This is a genomic window from Streptomyces olivochromogenes (assembly GCF_021538895.1).
GTDB classification, from domain to species: domain Bacteria; phylum Actinomycetota; class Actinomycetes; order Streptomycetales; family Streptomycetaceae; genus Streptomyces; species Streptomyces olivochromogenes_A.
In genome coordinates this window covers 1-18,414 of the sequence record NZ_JADDRL010000155.1, presented here as the reverse complement: position 1 = coordinate 18,414, position 18,414 = coordinate 1, and the positions used below count along the sequence as shown (strand labels likewise).

13 protein-coding genes and 1 pseudogene are annotated in these 18,414 nt (G+C 70.8%); 13 read left to right on the top strand and 1 reads right to left on the bottom strand.

The window, feature by feature from the left end:
* Positions 1–72: 72 nt before the first annotated feature.
* The 13 genes from IPZ69_RS42350 (at position 73) to IPZ69_RS42290 (ending at position 16,633) form a co-directional block, all read left to right on the top strand.
* A complete protein-coding gene (locus IPZ69_RS42350; RefSeq protein ID WP_308407601.1) occupies positions 73–510 on the top strand; it encodes a transposase family protein in 438 nt (145 codons plus the stop codon).
* A 537-nt stretch (positions 511–1,047) separates the two neighbouring features.
* Positions 1,048–3,324: a hypothetical protein gene (locus tag IPZ69_RS42345; RefSeq protein ID WP_235460190.1), complete on the top strand. Its 2,277-nt coding sequence runs from the start codon at positions 1,048–1,050 to the stop codon at positions 3,322–3,324.
* The gene (locus tag IPZ69_RS42340; RefSeq protein WP_235460188.1) at positions 3,321–4,466 is read left to right on the top strand and encodes a GTPase; all 1,146 of its coding nucleotides are present in this window, start codon (positions 3,321–3,323) and stop codon (positions 4,464–4,466) included. Before IPZ69_RS42345 ends, IPZ69_RS42340 begins: the two co-directional genes overlap by 4 nt.
* A 62-nt stretch (positions 4,467–4,528) precedes the next feature.
* Complete coding sequence (locus IPZ69_RS42335) at positions 4,529–5,428, top strand: hypothetical protein (RefSeq protein ID WP_235460186.1); 900 nt, start codon at positions 4,529–4,531, stop codon at positions 5,426–5,428.
* 44 nt (positions 5,429–5,472) lie between these two features.
* The gene (locus IPZ69_RS42330) at positions 5,473–5,973 is read left to right on the top strand and encodes a hypothetical protein (protein WP_235460185.1); all 501 of its coding nucleotides are present in this window, start codon (positions 5,473–5,475) and stop codon (positions 5,971–5,973) included.
* A gap of 12 nt (positions 5,974–5,985) precedes the next feature.
* Complete coding sequence (locus IPZ69_RS47625; RefSeq protein WP_235460183.1) at positions 5,986–9,435, top strand: CHAT domain-containing protein; 3,450 nt, start codon at positions 5,986–5,988, stop codon at positions 9,433–9,435.
* A gap of 32 nt (positions 9,436–9,467) precedes the next feature.
* Positions 9,468–11,372, top strand: a complete 1,905-nt coding sequence (locus IPZ69_RS42320; protein ID WP_268835744.1) for a caspase family protein — start codon at positions 9,468–9,470, stop codon at positions 11,370–11,372.
* 404 nt (positions 11,373–11,776) lie between these two features.
* Positions 11,777–11,953: a DUF6207 family protein gene (locus IPZ69_RS47620; RefSeq protein ID WP_308407600.1), complete on the top strand. Its 177-nt coding sequence runs from the start codon at positions 11,777–11,779 to the stop codon at positions 11,951–11,953.
* 222 nt (positions 11,954–12,175) lie between these two features.
* Complete coding sequence (locus IPZ69_RS42310) at positions 12,176–12,607, top strand: hypothetical protein (RefSeq protein ID WP_235460180.1); 432 nt, start codon at positions 12,176–12,178, stop codon at positions 12,605–12,607.
* A 134-nt stretch (positions 12,608–12,741) separates the two neighbouring features.
* Entirely contained in the window at positions 12,742–13,845 is a 1,104-nt protein-coding gene (locus IPZ69_RS42305) for a radical SAM protein (RefSeq protein WP_235460178.1), read from the top strand.
* Between the two features lie 2 nt (positions 13,846–13,847).
* Positions 13,848–13,988, top strand: a complete 141-nt coding sequence (locus IPZ69_RS42300) for a hypothetical protein (protein WP_235460176.1) — start codon at positions 13,848–13,850, stop codon at positions 13,986–13,988.
* A gap of 61 nt (positions 13,989–14,049) precedes the next feature.
* On the top strand, positions 14,050–14,850 hold the full coding sequence (locus tag IPZ69_RS42295) for an aminoglycoside phosphotransferase (protein WP_235460175.1): 801 nt from the start codon (positions 14,050–14,052) through the stop codon (positions 14,848–14,850).
* A gap of 325 nt (positions 14,851–15,175) precedes the next feature.
* Positions 15,176–16,633: a tyrosine-type recombinase/integrase gene (locus tag IPZ69_RS42290; protein ID WP_235460173.1), complete on the top strand. Its 1,458-nt coding sequence runs from the start codon at positions 15,176–15,178 to the stop codon at positions 16,631–16,633.
* Between the two features lie 196 nt (positions 16,634–16,829).
* On the opposite strand, the pseudogene IPZ69_RS42285 reads toward IPZ69_RS42290, so the two are convergent.
* Positions 16,830–18,414, bottom strand: a pseudogene (locus tag IPZ69_RS42285) (hypothetical protein); the annotation flags it as partial.

Here is an 18,414-nt window from a genome sequence, read left to right as displayed (position 1 = left end):
AGACCACCAGATGACCACGCCCACTGCCGCAGAAACGATCACCCACTTCACCCGCCACCTGGCTGACCCCGGCTGCTGTGGACCTCCACCGCCCGACCCGCGTGCGGCTCGGAGATCACCTGCCGCCACGACGACCTCGTCGGCCGACTCCGTGCGGCCGGCCTCGCCGCTATCGCCGACCTCGGCTTCGTCGGCCTCGACGGTGCTGGTGACGACAGCAGCGACCCGGCGGTCGTCACCGGATACAAGAAGCCCAAGGGCAAGAAGCTCCCGCCGGCGAAGAAACAGGTCAACCAGCTGATCGCCGCAGAACGAGCCGTCTGCGAACACGCCTTCGCACACCTGAAGAACTGGCGCGTACTGACCCGGCTCCGCCTCGACGTGAAGTGGGCCACCCCGCTCGTCCGCGCGCTGATGGCCCTCCAACTGGCACGAGGTCGCCCGCTGACCGACGATCTTCACCGCAGACAGCCGCCGACGACCAGCACGAGCATGACCTTACCGTCGTGATCCCAGTGTCGTGGCAGACGCGTACGGCCGCTACCTGCTGCGCTCGTCGTGGGTGCGTGACGAGCTGACACTGCGTGACCAACACAGGCTGGAGCGCGCTTCCTTCTGCGTCGGGATGGCTGTCTGGCAGCATGCGCCACTGCCGCTACCGAGGACAGGGAAAGGCCCACATCCAGCACGTCCTGACGGCCATCGCCGTCAACATCGAGCGCCTCAGCGGATTGCCACAGGCCGAGGAAGCCCCCATACCCCACCGACCGACTGTCTTCCAGAGCTACCTCGACCAGCGCGAGTTACCTCGGCTGAAATCCAGGCGAACCCTGGGCAGTTGACCTCGTCAATCACAAGATCCCCGACAGAGTCAAGCTTAGGCACGCAGCCGCCATCCTCACTCGCCATGGCGCGTTGTGCGCCCCCGGCGCACAGCAGGTCATCGCGCAACGGATAGTTCGTCCCCTGCCATCCGCCGACTGCCCTGGCCCACACCCCGAGCCTTAGGCTGGCCGCCTATTTGGTCACGCCTCGGGGGAAGCGTTCATGGAAAACACCGCCGTACGTCTGGCTGCCCTGCTCGCCGCACGCAAGGAACGGCTGGCGCAAGTCGAAGCCGCCACTCACCGATGGAGCGCAGTCAGCGCGGCACTGGCCGAACTGGGCCGGTCCCTGCGGATGCTGGCTGCCCACCCGGATCTCTCCGACGAGTCCAGGGCGCAGCTGCCGGCACCGTCCCTCCCACCGGCCCAGGCCTCGATCGCCGAACTGCACGAGCTGTTGCGCGCCGCGGCGTCCCGCTTCGCCCGGGACACTGTGAACATCGGGGTCAGCGGCCGCGCCCGGGTGGGCAAGAGCACTCTGCTCCAATCCATATCCGGGCTGTCGGACACCCAGATCCCCACCGGTTCGGGGCTGCCGGTCACCGCGGTCCGCAGCCGGATCTTCCACACGCGCGGGCCCGAACGGGCCGTGCTCCGCTTCCACGGGCCGGAATCCTTCCTGACCGAGGTGGTACACCCGTACCACGCCCAGATCGGCCTGCCGGCCGCGCCAGCATCCCTGGAGGAGTTCCGGGGCTGGCGCTACCCGGAGCCGGAGGATTCGGCGGACTCGGAACCCGTGGCCCTGCTGGTGCGACTACGGCAGATGCAGCAGGCCCTGTGGTCGTACGAGGCCGACCTCACCGGGGGCGAGCGCCTCCTCGCCCTGGACGAGCTCCGCCCCTATGTCGCCTACCCCACCGACAAGCAGGTGGAATCGGGGGACGACTGCCCCCGCCCGTACCTCGCCGTGCGCGACGCACGGATCGACTGCTCGTTCCCGCACACCGATGTGGCGGGCCTGGGAATCGTGGACCTGCCGGGCCTCGGGGAGAACGAGGCCCAGTCGGAGAAGCACCACGTCGCCGGGCTGCGCCATGAAGTGGACCTGGTCGTGTTGGTGAAACGGCCGGTGGAAGGCATGGGGTACTGGGGCAAGGAGGACGCGAAGGCGCTCAGCCTGCTGGACGAGGTGCGCGGCTTCATCCGGCAGCGGGGGGACTTCGTCGAGCTGCTGCTGAACGTCGGCACCCCCGAGGACCACAGCAGCGCTCCCGCCCTGCGGAACCACATCAAACGTGAGGTCAACGGCGGTCAGGACAGCCGCTGGTACACGGTCCGCGAGACGAACGCGAAGGATCCCGAGGCGGTGGGCGCGCAGCTGCTGGGTCCCTTGCTTGACCGGCTCGCCCACACGCTGCCGGTCATGGACGACGACATCCTCGACGGGACGGTCCGGGCCGAGCAGGCAGCTGCGCAGCGGGTCAGGGCCGTGCTGGCCGAGGCGCGGCAGGCGCTGACCCGGGCCCGGTCGCACAGCGCGGCACCGGCCGAGGACCTCGAAGTCCGGGTCCAGGAACTCCGGCGGTCCCTGGCCGTCGATCTGTCGGTCCTGCTGGACGAGCTGCGCGCGTACGCGTACGCGGAGGACCAGGACCCCGACTACGAGGCCGCCGTGGAGGCCGCCCACCACCGGCTGCGCTCCTGGCTGACGCTCGGTCTGGGCACGGGCGGGAAGGACGACGACCCGGAGGCAGCGCGGGCCGCCTGGTGCGAGGAGGCACTGCGCGTCATGCGCGTAGAGCTCTCCAGCGGCGGGCTCGTGGCCGACGAGCTGCACCGGATCCGGGTGGAGACCGGACGCCACTTCTCCCGGGTCGACGTCTACTTCGACCGCCGGGTCACCTGGCTCTGGACCAAGGCGACCGCCCTGCTGGCCGGGCACACGGGGACGCTCCTCGCGGAGCGGCCGGGCGAAGAGGGGCTGCGTGCCCTCGCCGGATTCGCCAGGGCCGCGGCGGAGCCCTGCCCCACGCTGGAGGAGGCCGTACAGGGGCTGCTGGACCTGCGGCTGGACTACCGCAGCCAGCTCCACCCCAGGGTCCACGGCGAGTTGGAGCGGCTCCGCCCACAGCAGCGGGACCCTCTGACCGGCATGCCGCAGTCGCAGATCGCGGTCGAGATCAGTCCGGCCGGAGCGGGGGAGTTGTACGAGTTCCTCACCGAGCGGGCCGAGCAGACCGCCCACCGGACGCGGCAGGCCCTGCTGCGCGAGTCGATGACGCCGGCCACGGTGCTGCTGTCGGCGATGGAGCACTTCGACGACTTGCTGATCCGCTCGGCCGACGCCGAGCGCGACCTGCGCCGCTTCGCCAGGAGCTACCGCAACGAGCTGTGGCCGGGCGTCTACGAGGGGCTGGACTCGGGTCACGCCCGCTTCGCCGCGGTGGAGTCGGCGTGCCGGACCGTCCAGGAGACGCTGGAAGGAGCGGCGGCATGATCCCGACCAACCAGCCGACCCCCGAGTTCAAGATCGGCGTACTGGGTCCCAGCCGGGTCGGCAAGACCTCACTCATCGCGTCCATCCTGGCCGACAGCTCGCGCTTTCTCGGCGGGACCAAGGTGACGCTCAAGCCGCGGACCACGGACACCGAGATCCGCATCATGAACCGACGTGAGGATCTGGACGGTGCCGTACTCGCCGGGCACTTCGACCATGTCGCACTGGCCGGGACCCAGGAAGCGACCCGCTTCGACCTGGCGCTGGAGACCGGGGCATCGGGTGCCGGCCTCCGGCTGACCCTGCTGGACTTCCCCGGCGGCTGGCTGAAGGCGGCCAACCGCCCGCCCGAGCAGGAGGAAGAGTGGCAGAAGTGCCGTGAGTTCATGGCGGAGAGCAGTGTGCTGCTCATCCCGATCGACGCGACCGTACTGATGGAGGCGTCCACCCCTCGGCACCGGCGGGCGCTCCCCGCCACACTCAACACCGCCGAGGTGCAGTCCGTCGCCGAGGACTGGGCCACGGAACGGCTGATGCGGCCGGACGAACCCGCACTGGTGATCCTGGTGCCGGTCAAGTGCGAGAGCTACTTCGCCGACAACGGCGGGACCGTGGCGGCCGGCCAGGTGCTGCTCGAAACGGTGCAGCAGGTGTACGGGAGCGTCCTGGACGTCATCCGGGCCAACGACCCCAACGCGAAGATCCTTTACTGCCCCGTGGACACCCTGGGCTGTGTCGAGCTGCGCAGCGCCGAGTGGGAACCCGCGCCCAAGGCACCGGGCGGACTGTCCTTCGAAGCCAGGTTTAGCATCCGCAAACCGGCCAAGATCTCGGTGCGCGGCGCGGAGGACGTGCTGATCGCCATCTGCCAGCTGCTCACCTCCGCCCGCCGGGAGACGGAGCAGGAAGAAGTCATCCGCCGGCAGGAACTGGCGCTCAACGCCGAGGTGCTCGCCCGGCAGCCGGAAGGCTTCCTCCGCAGCATCTGGCTGTGGGCCAACGGCACGACGGCCGCCCGGCGGGACGACGCGGACGACAAATCACGGCTCGCCGAGATCAGCCGGAGGCGGGCACTCCTCCTCGCCGAGGCCGTCGACACCTTGGCGAGGCGCACGTACAGCGACCGGGTCAGGAGGTTCTAGCCGGTGCGACAGCCCACGACGCCACAGCCCACGCGACGACGGCCCTCCGGGGAAGGGAACCGATGGACGGATATGTGATGTCCCGCGGCCGGGACCGGGGCCAGGACTACGGCTACCTCGGCGCCGCGCCTCCCGCCGCATGGTGGCGGTCCTACTCGGGCGTCGCCGACTTCGAGTACCCGACGCTTCTCGTCGAGTCGGACGCAGGCGGCTGGCGCGCCTACCTCAGCGGCATCCGCTCGGAGCGGACGGACGCGGTGGGCACGCCCCTGCGCTTCACTCTGGTGCTGTCCGGCGGCCCGGCGGACGAAACGGCCCCGCAGGTCGCCCGGTTCGCCGCCCAATGGCTGGAGGACATCGCCGCCCGGCGGCCCGCGGGCGCGGTGGCCGCGTGCCTCGACCGCCACTTCCCGGCCGAGGACGTCGAACGGTTGCTGGAGCTGCGCGACGCCGCCGCGCTGGCCGAGACCCGGCGGCGCCTGGAGGAGACCCTGGCTGATCCGGCCGGGCCGGCGGGCGGTGAGAAGACCGGAGACGGCGATTCCGGCCACGGGACGCCTCGCTCCGCGCCCCCGTCCTGGATCAACACGGTGCAGGACGGCCTGTCACGGAAGTGCTTCGCCGTACGCGTCGGGGATTTGCTCTCCGGCACTCCGGGCCGCGCCCTGCTCCTGAACCTGGCCACGGAGGCGGGGGACGTACCGGACGCAGGCCCGGACGGCCGGGTGGCGGCGCTCGTCGTCCACCCGAAGCAGGACTTCGGTCCGGGGCCGGTGGCGATTCCGGGAAAAGTCCGGGGCCTGGTGGAGGCCGGGCCGGCGCACAGGACGACTCCCGGGTTCTGGCGGAGCAGGAGCACCGGGCAGAAGGCGCTGATCGCGCTGGGGGCGATCGTGCTGGCGGCGGCCGTGGGAGCGGCGGGCCACGCCGTGGGGGCCTGGAACATCTGGGACCAGTTCTAGGCGAGGGCCCGGAAGACGGGCCGGCCGGGTCCGGGCGCCTGGTGATGCAATGCCTGGAGGACGGCGTCTCCTATGTGTTCACCGTGGACTGGCACCGCCCGCCACCGGCGGAAGGTATCGGGCGGGCGGAGTTCGCGGCCCGGCAGGACTGCCCGGCCGCGGCCGGACTGTCGGGGGCTTTGGACGTCAAGGTCCATTCGGGTCTGCCCGGCGTCGGCCAGGTCGTCGGCGGAGTGGCCAAGCTCTGGTCGGCGGGCTACAACCTCAGCCAGAAGCGCTTGGACAAGGCGTTCGACGTGGCGGCGGACGGCCTCGACGAACTCGTGAAGCTCGCGGACCTGCGGACCAAGGTCGACCTGACGGTGCGCTTCCACGCGGCGGACGGACAGCCGTCCACCCCGCTGCGGGTGACCGGCCGCGCGGCGTCGCCGCTGGCGGACACCGACCGGGCGGTGAAGTGGGACGACTTCAGCCTCCGGACACCCGGCTCCCCCGCACTCCGGCGGGCCGTCCTGACCCTCTCCCTGCCGCCGATACCCCGCTGAGGAGACTCCCGCGTGGTGGTGACCCGTGACCTTCTGCTGTCCCTCCTCCTCGCCGGGCACGGCACCGCCCCGCCCGGCGGCGTCCCATCGGCGGAACGCCCCCTGGCCGAGGCGGCAACCGCGCTCGCCGCGGGCGAACCGAAACGCGCGTTGCGGGCCCTGGGCCCCGGCGCGGGACCGGCCACCGCCGCTGAGCGCACGGCCGTAGACGACGTGGCGAACGCGCTCCGCGTCGCCGCGCTCGCCCAGGACCTCAACTGGTTCCCGGGCGACGGCGGGGCGGTGATGTCCGAGGAGGACACCGACCGCGCCGCCCGCCCGGTACCCCGTCCGGTGGCCGACCCCGACGCCGCCCTCCTCGTCCTGGTCGCCGCCCGGCTGATACCCGACATCAGGAGCGCCCGGGCCGTCGCCGACAACTCCCGGGCCGCCCAGGACGTCCTCTCGGCCCGGCGGGCGCTGGACCAGCTCACGGCGTGGGAAGCCCGACTGGCCGCGCTCGCACCGCCGTCGATACGCGCCCACCTGTGGATCGCCGCGGCGGACGTGGCCCACCGTGCCGGGCTCGGGGACGAGACGGCGGCGGCCCTGAAGACCGCCCGGTCCCTCGCGGGCGCCGACCCGGCGGCCCTCGCCCAACTGGCCACCCTCGAAGGGGACATGGCGCTGGAGCTGACGTCCCGGCCCGAACTGCTCGGCCTGCGCCTGGACATGGACCTCCCGGACCTCGTCCCGCCCGATGCCCAATCGGCGCGAGCACACTACGCCCGTGCCGACGCCCTGTTCACCCGGCTCGGCTCCGGCGGTGGGCGCGCCGCCATCGCACTGCGGCGGGCCCAACTGGCCCGTCGTGCCGAGGACTTCACGATGTCTGCGGCCTTCCTGGACGCGGCAGGGCGCGCCGCGTGGGAGTCGGGTGCCGGAGCCCTCGCGCGGCTCGTGGAGGCGCACCGGGCCGTCGATCGGATCGGCGGCGGCGAGGACGTCCCGGCCGACGCGCTCGACGAGTTGTCCCGCTGGTCCCGGACCGACGGGAGCGGCAGCTTCGCCCGCGGTCTGGTCCGGCTGCTCGTCGTGCGCTCCCGCACCTGGCGGGACCGGGGCGCGGCCCTGCCGGCGCTGCGCTGTCTGCGGCTGGCGCGTCGCCTGTCCGTGTCGCTGGACGCGTCGGCGGAACGCGAACTCGTCGAACGGGCCCACGTCGAGCTCGCGGACCGGCTCAACGTCCGCCGGGCATCGGCCGTGTTGCTGGCCGCCGACACCGCGGAGGCGATCGCCGGGCTCGGCGACGGGCCCGTCGCCGAACTCGCCTTCGGGCGCGCCGCGAGCCTGGCGATCGGCTTCGACAACACCGTCCAGGCCCTGGGCGACCCGGACTTGGCCGTCGTCGACGCGGCGCGGCTGGAGGAGCTGTGCCGGCTGTCGGCGCGGGTCACAGACGTCTCGCCGATGGGCACGCAGATCATCGCCATGGTGCATGCCGCCGCCCGCGAAGCAGCACTGATGCTCCCGTACCACGAGGGGCAGCGGGCGTTGGCCGCCGGGTACCGCGACGAGGCCCGCCGGCACTTCGCTCTGGCGCTCGCGGCGGCGGAGCGGGAGGGGAACGACTTGCTGCGGTGCCTCCTGCGGTACCTGCTCGACTGCCGGGAGGAGGCCCACGAGGTCGCACTCGACCTGTTCCACCGTGGCGATCTCCACCCCGACCACGCGGTTTCCCTGTTCCTCCGGCTGGCCGACCCGGCCACCGCGGACCTGGCGCTGGCCGAGCTCGACGGGGTCGGTCGGCCCGGCCCGCCGGACCGACCGTGGGCGGACCCGGCCCGCCGGGCGGAACTCGCGATGGCCCTGGGCCGGCACCGCGAAGCGGCCCGGCTCTCCGACACGGCCCTCGACCTGTTCGAGCGGCACGCCGCCCAGCTGGTCCGGGACCCGTTGCGCAGCGCGGCCACCGACCATGTCGATGTGGCCGGGATGTTCCATACGGCCGTCCGCGCCCGCCTCGCCCTGGCGTCGGAGTACTCGGACGGTGCCGCGCTCGCCGCCTCCTTCGAACTGTCCGACCGCTGCCGTGGTTTCGCGGTCGACACCCTGCGCTCCCTGATCGGGCCGGCTTCCGGGGCCGCCCGGGACGCCGCGCGCGGCTGGCTGCGGGCGGGCTCCCGATGGGCGGCGGCGTACGAGGAGCTGACGGGCGCGGCGCTCGCCACGGAGCCCGTGGCCGGCCGCACCGGTTCCGCCCTGCGCCCGCGGGTGCTCGCCGCGGAGGACGCGCTGGACGCGGCGGAGTCCGAGGTGGCCCGCCACGCGCCCGCGCTGCTCATGCGGCACCAGGGGGAGCGGGGCGCGCTGCTGGAAGAGGTGCGGGCGGCTCTGCCCGCCGACACGGCCCTGGTCATGTACGAGTCGTTCGACCAGGAACTGCTCGTCTGGTCCGTCGAGCGGGACCGGGTCCACCACCGGGAACTCCCCGTCCGCGCACGCGATCTCGCCTGTGACGTACGCGCGTTCCACACCGCGTGCGCCACCGGTGGCGTGGACCGGGTGGGAGCGTCGGCCCTCGCGGAGCGGCTCCTCGGGCCCGTCGCCGACGCGGTCGACGCCGGCCGGCGGCTGTACGTCGTCCCCCATGGAGCCCTGTCCCTGCTGCCGTTCCACGTGCTGCCCCACCGCGGCCGGCCACTCGGTGTGTCCCGGACGGTCTCGTACCTGCCGTCGGCCGCGCTGCTGACGCTGCCCGGAGCCGGCGAGCGGCCCCGGCCCGGCGCCCCGGCGCTGCTCGTCGGCGACCCCGCGTACGCCCCGGAGCAGGGCCTGGCCCGGCTGCCGGGCACGGCGACGGAGGTGGCCGCCGTCGCGCGCCTGCTCGGAACGGGTCCTCCGTTGACGGGAGCGGAGGCGACGGCACGGAACGTGGCCGCCGGGGCGGCGGGTGCCTCGGTGCTCCACTTCGCGACGCACGGTCTGGTGGACGAGCACGGCCCCAACCTCGGCCGTGTCGTCCTGGCTGGCCACGACCAGCTGGCCGTCGGCGACTTGATGGGACTCGACCTGACCGAGGCCCTGGTGGTGCTGTCGGCGTGCCACACAGGGCGCGGCACCGCCACGATCGGCGGTGACATCGTGGGCCTGACCCGGGCCGCGGTGACGGCGGGCGCCCGGCACGTCGTCGTCTCGCTGTGGCCGGTGGACGACGAAGCGGGCTGCCTGACCATGGTCGCGCTGTACGAGCGGCTGGCCGGGGGCCTGGGGGTGGCGGAGGCCCTGGCCGCCGCCCAGCGCTGGGTGCGCGGTCTCGGCGCGGCGGGCCGGCACGCCGCCTACGAGGCCCTGCGGGCACAGGAGGGCACTGCGGCGGCGGCACCCTGGGCGAGGGACGGCCAGGTGCCGCCCTTCGCACGGGAGGAGGACCGGGACGACCTGCCCTACCACTGGGCACCGTTCGTCCACATCGGCGGCTGACGGGCGGGCCGACCGCCCCGGAGAGGACGGACATGCACAAAAGAGCATTGCTGATTGGCTGCCAGACCGGGGGCCTCACAGGTGTGCACGCCGACGTGGAGCTCATGGACGGCGTGCTCGGCCCCTTCGGATTCGAGACCACCCTGCTCACCGGCGAACGGGCGACGCACCACGGCATCGAGGACGCGTATCGGAGGCTGATCTCTGACAGCCGGCCCGGGGACGCCGCCCTGGTCTACTACTCCGGGCACGGCGGTCGTGCCCGCAACCCGGCGCCTGCGGACGACCCTTCCGTACCGGCCTGGCTCCCCTACCTGTGCCCCCAGGACCTTGGCGGCACAGGGTTCCGCGGCTTGCTGGCCGCCTCGCTGAGCCGGTATCAGGAGCGGCTGACCCGGCGGACGGCGAACGTCACGACCGTCCTCGACTGCTGCTTCTCGGGACGCATGGCCCGCGGGAAGTCCCTGCCCAGGGCACACCCACGACCGGGCGGGACGCCCTGGGAGGAAGCGCGTGGAGCCTGGGAGGCGGAACGTGCCGCGTTCGGCGGGGTCGGTGTCCCTGCCGTGGACGCCAATCCCCTGGCCGTCCGGCTCGTGGCCTGCGCCCCGGACCAGAGCGCGTACGAGACCGATGTGCCCGGCCTCGGACGTCATGGGGTGCTGACGGCATCGCTGGCCCGGCTGCTCCGCCGCCCGGGCGCCGCACGCCTGACCTGGCGTCAGCTGATCGAGCAACTGCGGCCCGCCGTCGCCCATCTTGAGCCGTTCCAGCGCCCGGACGTGGAGGGTCCGGCGGACCGCTTCCTGTTCGACGTGCGCGAGACGTCGGGCAGTGGCGTACTGCCCGTACTGGCCACGGGACACGGGGTGTTCATCGACGCCGCAGAGCTCTTCGCGGTTGAGGAGGGCGACGTCTACGCCCTGGTGGGGCCGGGCGGAGAGGCCCGCGCACCGCTCGCGACGGCGGTGGTGGACCGTGTCAGCGACGGCCGGGCCCAACTGCGGCCGGTGGCCGGCGCCCCCGCGTTTCCTCCGCTGCCGGAGGGGAGCGAGGCCCATCCCCTGCGGGTGTCCCTGGGGCGCAGGGCGATCGCCGTCGTACCGGCGGATCATCCGGACCGCGAACGCACGGCCCGGACCCTCATGAGCGCGGCGCGCGTACGGGTCGTAGGGGCGCGGGAGCCCGTGATGGCCACCGTCGTCCTGTCCGACGACGGCGTCGGGCTGTTGGACGAGCTGGGCGAGCCCTTGGTGGACCGGCCCCGGGCCCATACCTCGGAGGCACTCGCACTGACCGGCGCCGACCTGCGGCGTCTCGCGAGGGCCGCGCAGGTACGGGAGCTGGTCTCCGGCACGGGACCGGCAACGCTCGATGGCGGGCTCGACTTCAGCTACGCACGGCTCCTGTCCGATGGCTCCGAACGGCCACTGGAGCGCTCCGGCGAGCATCTCTTTTGCGGCGACCAGGTGGTCGTCCGGATCCACAACCGGGGAACGGCCCGTAGGTTCGTCTCGGTCTTCGACGTCGGTCTGCGCGGCACGATCTCGTTGCTGACCACCAGCGAGCGGTCCGGGGTCGGCATCGGTCCCGGCGAGTGCTACGAGCTCTACCGGCACCCGCAGACGCACGAACTGGCGGGCGTCACCCTCTTCTGGCCAGACGGCCTGCCCGAAGGGTCCCCACGACCGGGCACCTTCCTGGCCGTTGTCACCGACCGCCCCCAGGATCTCTCCCGGCTGGCGCAGGAGGGCGTCAAGCACACCTCCGAGGCGCGGGAATCGTCCGTGCAGCGTCTCCTGGACGATCTGCTGAACGGTGTGCGCGACGGTCACGGTCCCGCGTGGGCCGACGGACGGGAGCAGGTGGTCCGGTACCAAGTGGAGCGGTTCGAGGCATACCTCCACCCGGAGCGGCGCGCGGATCCGCAGTTCTGACTGCCTGAGGGGAGGTGGAGAGGGGCATCCGCTCCCGGGTCCTGGGCATCCCCCATGTGCGCCTTCGCGATCGATGGCGCCGTTACCGGCCTGACGCTCAGCGACGACCGCCGTCGGGCCACCGGCATCTGCCTCCGTCAAAGACCCCAGAAAAGCCGCGCAACCGGCACGGAGAGGCTCACTGCCGATCTGGTCGCTGACACCTCCGACCGAAGCGCACACTGCCCGAATGGCTCACCACCCTGGGACTTCCCCAGGTCGCCGAGACCATCGTCGACGCGCGCGTAGGCTACGCCTCCCGCGCCCGACACGAGGGCGCCGACCGTGATCAGCGCGGGATTTCCTGATGTCTGCGTGGGTGGACTGGGGCGGCGACGGCCCCTGACGGCCTGCCACTCGGTCGGGTGAAGACACACTGCGGCGGAACCCTCGGGGACACTCGGCGTAGTGCCGTACATGAACGAAGTGCACGTAAGCCGGCTGGCCTGGTCGACGTCGTGGCCGCCGACGACGCCACCGCGCTCGCCTTCCAGCAGCTGCTCGCCGACCGGTGGGCGACGGCGAGCAGCGGAGCACAGTGACCGGCTCGTTCCACCATCAGCGCTGCGCCAGCTGCTCGACCAGTTCCAGCCCGGCCCCGCGCCCCACGAAACGCTCCTCGGATCAGTGCTGAGCACGATCTCCTGATCTCCGCGTACGGCGTCCGTTCCCCCAGCCGTCCCGAGCTGACGCCGTACGCGGTCACCGCCCCTGCTGCCAAGAAGGCTCCCCCTTGGCAGCCGGTCACCCACCAAGGGAACGATGTGACCACTCCCCTCAACCCCCAGGCCCGCGCCGCTCGCCTCGAAGTCCTGCGCCGCAAGTACATGGCTCAGATCATCGCCGCAGCCGCCCGCCACGGCGATCCCGTGCGCGTCGCGCCGTACGCCCTGACGCAGTCCGGCACCGAACGTCACGCGGACCTCGAACTGATCGAGAAGTACACGGCAGGAAAGGGCTGGCACCTCACGCACGTCACCTTCGCCGACGTGGGGCAGCCTCCGCCCCTCGAACAACGGCTCGGGTTCGGGGCGGCCTGCCGGCTCGCGACGCGGGGATACGCCCACGGCATCCTCGCCATCGCCCGCCCTGCCATCACCACCGACAACGAGACCTACGCGCAGGTACTGGAGCACCTCCACCTGCGTGGCGTGTTCCTGGCCTACCTCCCCACCGAACACGACACCCCCACATAGCCCCCGCTCCTCGCCCGACGCCTACGGCGCTCAGGCCAAGAGCGGGCCCAACGCCCAGTGCTGGGCCGCCATTCCCCCGAGCGGCCCGGCACCGGGTCCCAACAGCTTCCTTTCAATGGAGAAGGGACGACGACGTGCACCAACTCGTGGCAACACCGTTCGGGGAGCGGCGCCTGATCCTGCGGCAGGGCAGCCCGAAGGCCTTGCAGCTCCCCAAGTCCCGGTTCGAGGAACTGCGTACGTCAGCTCCCGACACCGTGCCGCAGTGGCTGACCGACGCCGTCCACGCCCAATGGCTCCTGGACCTGACCGGTCAGCGTGTCGGCGATGTGCTCCTGCTGCGGAACGCGGGACCGTACGCGTTCAGCCGCGCGATGTGGGAGCTCAACCTGGGCTGTGACCTCGACTGCGTCATGTGCTACCTCGGCGAAAAGAAGTTCGAGGGCATCGACATGGAGGACAAGCGGAAACTGCTCGCCGTCATGCGCGACGCGGGCGTGATCTGGCTCCAGATGACCGGCGGTGAACCGCTGATCGACCCCGACTTCCCCGAGGCATACCGGCTCGCATACGAGCTGGGCATGCAGCTGGAGATCCTGTCGAACGGTTCCCGGCTGCACAAGGACCACGTCCTGACGCTGCTGCGCACCTGTCCGCCGACCAAGCTGACGCTGAGCATGTACGGCGCGACGGCCGCAACGTACGACGCGGTGACCCGCAGACGCGGAGGATTCGACCGCTTCTCACGCGGTCTGGAGAATGCACTCGCTGCCGGCCTGAACATCGACCTCAGCCTGATCGTCGTCCAGGCCAACGTCCACGAGGTCGACGCCATGCGGGACTGGGCGCGACGCCTCGAAGTGCCGTTTCGCGAGTACGCGAACATCTCGCCGACGATCCACGGCTCCGCGCAGCCGCTGCCGCAGCAGTCGCCCGAGTACCTCACCCACCGGCAGCCGTTCACCGGCTGCCCCGCCGGCGTCACGTTCTTCCACGCCGACCCGTTCGGCCGGGCCTCGATCTGCAAGGTCGGCCGCGAACCGAACATCGACCTGATCGCCGAAGGCGTGGAAGGTCTGGCCCGACTCGACGAGATCGCCGAGTCCCTCATGCGTCGCACCGGAGGATGCAGCGGCTGCAAGCTGTCCGACACGCGTCGGGTGTGCAGGCCGATGGCGAAGGTCTTCCAGGAGGCGAAGGCACCACTGGTCAACTACTGCCAACACCGAGAGAGGTAGTCATGCCTGCTGTGATGGTCGAGATCACCCGCAAGCCCGAGGACGTCGTCCAGGACCCCGAGGACGTCGTCCTGGTCGCCGACGTCGAAGCACTCACCGCCAACACCGTGCCCGGCTGCAACGACGACAACCCCTACCAGTAGAACCCCCTGCTGGGGCCGCACGTACCCCGCGGCCCCGGCACCACCCCACAGGAGACACCCCTTGTCCACCCCTCGTCTGACCGAGCTCCCGGACATCGTCGTGCGACTGATCGAGAAGGCCAGCGGCCCCGTTGTCGACGTCGGGACCATCAACGCCGGTCTCAACAGCGCCATCGCCGCCCACGTGCGTACGGCCGATCGCTCCCTGTTCGTCAAAGGCCTGCCCCTCGATCACCCCCGGGTCTGGACCCAGAAGCGTGAGGCCCAGATCAGCCCCTACGTTCGCGGTATCGCACCGGAGCTGCTGTGGCACGTCGATGAGGACGGCTGGAGCATCCTCGGCTTCGAGTACGTGGCCGGCGGCCACGCCGACTACACCCCCGGCTCCACCGACCTGCCCACGGTCATGACCACCATGCACCGGCTGATCGACGTACCCACCCCGGGCATCGAGCTGAAGAGCATGCCGCACCGGCTCAGGACATACGTCGACGACCCCGCAGACCTGTCCTGGTTCGCGGGCAACAGTCTCCTCCACACCGAATGGAACCCGCACAACGTCCTCATGACAGGCAGCAAAGCCCTGTTCGTGGACTGGGGATGGGCCTCCACCGGCGCCGCCTGGATCGATCCGGCACTGTGGCTGCTGTGGCTCATCGCCCACGGCCACACCCCCCACCAGGCAGAGAGCGCAGCCGCCGCACACCCCGCATGGGAGCCGGCCCCGCCCGCAGGACTCAACGTGTTTGCCCGGGTCCAGGATCGGATCTGGACGTCCATCGCCGAAAGCGGCGACGAGTGGGCACGACCCATGCAGCGAGCCGCCCGCGCCTGGCACCAGCACCGGCTCCCCACGTCCTGACCGTCACTCGTGCGCGTCGGGAGCTCCCGTCCCGGCGGGGGTTTCCACGTTCCCCCACTACACACCGAGCCCGCGCTCGCCGGAGCGACGACCCGGATCGGCACCCCGTTCCCGCCAGCATCAACCCGGCAAACGTGGGCTTCGACACGCTGCCCACGATGCACCTGCGTCGGGCCATGAACGACGCCGTCGCCGTTCTGCTCCTGCGATGCGCGGGGCGGTGCAACGGGCCGTTGCCGCCCTGGGCTTCTGCGACCCTCCGGCCTTCGGCTCGACCTCCGAAGTGGTCGGCCACACGGGGGTGCCGCCGGTCTGGGCCGAGTGGGTGGAGCGCTGGAACAGCACGACGACCATGACTCACCGCTCCCGCCTCCACAATCGGGCCGCGTTGCTGAAAGCAGGCCGGTGGATCGCTGTGGAGCAGCCGGAAGCCGCTGATCCCGCTGCCTGGACCCGTCAGACGTGCGCGGCCTGGATCGCGGCCGTCGACCGCATGAAGATCGGCGACTACGTCGTGCGCACGAGCAGCTTCCAAGAGCGCATCGGGCAGCCGCTCCAGGCCTCTTCGAAGGCCGGCCTCGTACGTGCAGCCAGGGTCTTCTTCCGCGACATCCAGGACTGGGAGTGGCTGCCCCGCAGGTTTGACCCTAGCCGGGCACTCGCGCTGCCACGCAGCATCAACGCCCTCCTCGGCCCCCGCCCGCGGGTGATCGATGACGGCCTGTGGGCCAAGCTCCTGTGGTCCGGACTCAACCTGGAAGCCAGCGCCATTCCCCGCGGCAAAGCGGGCCCCATCTATCCCCTGGAGTTGGTCCGAGCCATCACACTGACGTGGCTATATGCCGGTCAGCGCAGCAACGAGATCGCACGCCTGCGCCTCGGCTGCATCCGCTGGCAGCATGACGGCACTCCGGTCGCCGGCGACTCGACGCAGGTTCTCGCCCGGGCCGCCGTCTGCCTGTTGGACGTCCCCGCGCACAAAACCGGCACGGCGTTCACGAAGCCGGTCGACCCGCTGCTCGGACAGGCGATCAACGCCTGGGAAGCGGTCCGGCCGAACCAGCCGAAGCGGGCCCATAAGCGCACCGGTGAACAGGTCGACTTCCTGTTCTCCCTGCGGGCCCGCGCCATCTCCAGCGGCTACACCATCATCCCCATGCTCTGCCGCAAGGCTGGCGTTCCGGCATCCGATGTCCGCGGCAGCATCACCAGCCACCGAGCCCGCTCCACCATCGCCAGCCAGTTGTACAACGCGAAAGAACCCATGACCCTGTTCGAGCTGCAGGCGTGGCTCGGACACCGGTCTCCGGAGTCCACCCAGCACTACGCGAAGATCAGTCCCAACACGCCGACCAAGGCGTACAAAGACGCCGGGTACTTCGCACGCAATGTCCGCACCATCGAAGTCCTCATCGACCGAGAGGCAGTCGCATCTGGAGCGGCCGCAGCCGGTGAACCATGGCAGCACTACGACCTGGGCCACGGCTACTGCACGTACACGTTCTTCGAACAGTGCCCGCATCGCATGGCCTGCGCCCGCTGCGACTTTTACACGCCGAAGGACTCCAGCAAGGGTCAGCTCCTCGAAGCGAAGGACAACCTCCAACGCATGCTGGCCACGGTCCCGCTGACCGACGAAGAACGGGCCGCTGTCGACGACGGCCGGACCGCACTCAACCAGCTCCTCGAACGTCTCGCGGACGTCCCTACTCCATCAGGCCCCACGCCGCGTCAGCTGCTCCCGATCGTCGAGGTCCGGCGGGACGCCGACCATGGCCGGTGACACGATCAGGAATGCCTCAGTCCCCAGCATCGAGCCGGTACGTACTCCGCGGCCGATCCGCTTGGCCGGACTCCGTTGTTGTCCCGGCTTTCGGATTGGGAACACTGCCTCACAAAGACGAGGGCTCTGTCTCAAGGTGCGCCCCCTGCAAAGCCGCATGAACGAGCACCCCATGAGCGTCACTGGATCAGCAACTTCAAGGTGATGCGCAGCCGACGCTGGCCGGTTGATCCGCTAGGTAGCGTGATTGCTCAGCTCGAGTGAGATCCCTGTGGACTGCTTGGCAGATTTTCCTGATGGAGCGAGGCGGATCAGGCAAGGAGATGGGCCATAGCCGTATGCTCTTGTCGTCGCCTGCGCTGGCCAGGGAGCGCCCGTCGGGACTGAACGCCAGGGACCGGACCGTGTTGGTGTGGCCGGTCAGGGTGCGGCGCAGGTGGCCGGTCGGCACGTCCCACAACCGGACCACTCCGTCATCCCCGCTGCTGGCCAAGGTGCGTCCGTCGGGGCTGAACGCAACCGACATGACGTTGTCGCTATTGCCGGTGAAGCTCTTTCGCGGTTGACCAGTCTCGGCGTTCCACAGCCGGACCACTCCGTCAGCACCGCCGCTGGCCAAGGTGCGTCCGTCCGGGCTGAACGCCACGGTCTCGACTGCGACGTCTGACGTCTGGAGGACTCGCTGTTTGCCGCTGGCTACGTTCCACAATCGGATCGTGGTGTCCCCGCTTCCGGCGGCCAAAGTGTGTCCGTTCGGGCTGAACGCCAATGACACCGGTCCTTGTTGGTCTTCGGTGAAGGTGGTGCGCTGTTTGCCGCTTTTGACATCCCACAGTCCGACCAGGCCTTCAATTCCTCCGCTGGCCAGAATGCTGCTGTGTTGGTTGAAAGTCAGAGAATGGACCCCTACGTATGTTTTGATGGCCTTACGGAACTTACGGGCAGATATATTCCATAGTCGGACGGTGGTGTCGTCGCTGCCGCTGGCGAGGGTGCGCCCGTCGGGACTGAACGCTACGGACTGGACCCTACGGGTGTGGCCGGTCAGGGTGTCGCGCAGGTGGCCGCTTGGCACGTCCCACAGCCGCACCACTCCGTCGTCGGTTCCGCTGGCAAGAGTGCGGCTGTTGGGGCTGAAGGCCACTGACTCCACGCCGACGTGCGGCGTCAGGGATGCCGCACGTCCGCTGCTGAACAGGTCCCACAGCCGCACCGTTCGGTCGTCGCCGCCGCTGGCCAGCGTGCGGCCATCCGCACTGAATGCAAGCGACCGCACCGTGGCGGAGTGGCCGACCAGTGTGCCGCGCTGCTGGCCGGTGGCCGTGTCCCACTGCCGTACGGTGCTTTCCTCTCCGGCGCTTGCGAGGGTGCGGCCGTCCGGACTGAACGCGAGCGATGTCACAACGCCCCCGTGCCCGAGTGCCCTGCGCTGACGGCCAGTAGCCACGTCCCACAACCGCACGGTCTTGGCACCGTCGAGCCCTCCGCTGGCCAGGGTGTGGCCGTCCGGGCTGAACGCCAGCGCCCATGCAGAGGCTCCGTATCTGATTGCCCTGCGCGGGCGGCCGGTGGCCGGGTCCCATAGCCGCACCATGCCTTCGTTGCCGCCGCTGGCCAGGGTGCGCCCATCGGGGCTGAACGCAACGGACAGGATGGTGTTGGTGTGGCCAGTCAGGGTGTCGCGCAGGTGGCCGGTCGGCACGTCCCACAGCCGCACCACTCCGTCATTGCGGCTGTCATCGCCACCGTCATCACCGCTGGCCAGGGTGTGGCCGTCCGGG

What these genes read in the sequence shown, in the direction of transcription:
- IPZ69_RS42330 (WP_235460185.1), top strand. Translation starts at nt 5,473, where the DNA reads ATGCAATGCCTGGAGGACGGCGTCTCCTATGTGTTCACCGTGGACTGG.
- IPZ69_RS42345 (WP_235460190.1), top strand. Translation starts at nt 1,048, where the DNA reads ATGGAAAACACCGCCGTACGTCTGGCTGCCCTGCTCGCCGCACGCAAG.
- IPZ69_RS42320 (WP_268835744.1), top strand. Translation starts at nt 9,468, where the DNA reads ATGCACAAAAGAGCATTGCTGATTGGCTGCCAGACCGGGGGCCTCACA.
- IPZ69_RS42300 (WP_235460176.1), top strand. Translation starts at nt 13,848, where the DNA reads ATGCCTGCTGTGATGGTCGAGATCACCCGCAAGCCCGAGGACGTCGTC.
- IPZ69_RS42340 (WP_235460188.1), top strand. Translation starts at nt 3,321, where the DNA reads ATGATCCCGACCAACCAGCCGACCCCCGAGTTCAAGATCGGCGTACTG.
- IPZ69_RS42335 (WP_235460186.1), top strand. Translation starts at nt 4,529, where the DNA reads ATGGACGGATATGTGATGTCCCGCGGCCGGGACCGGGGCCAGGACTAC.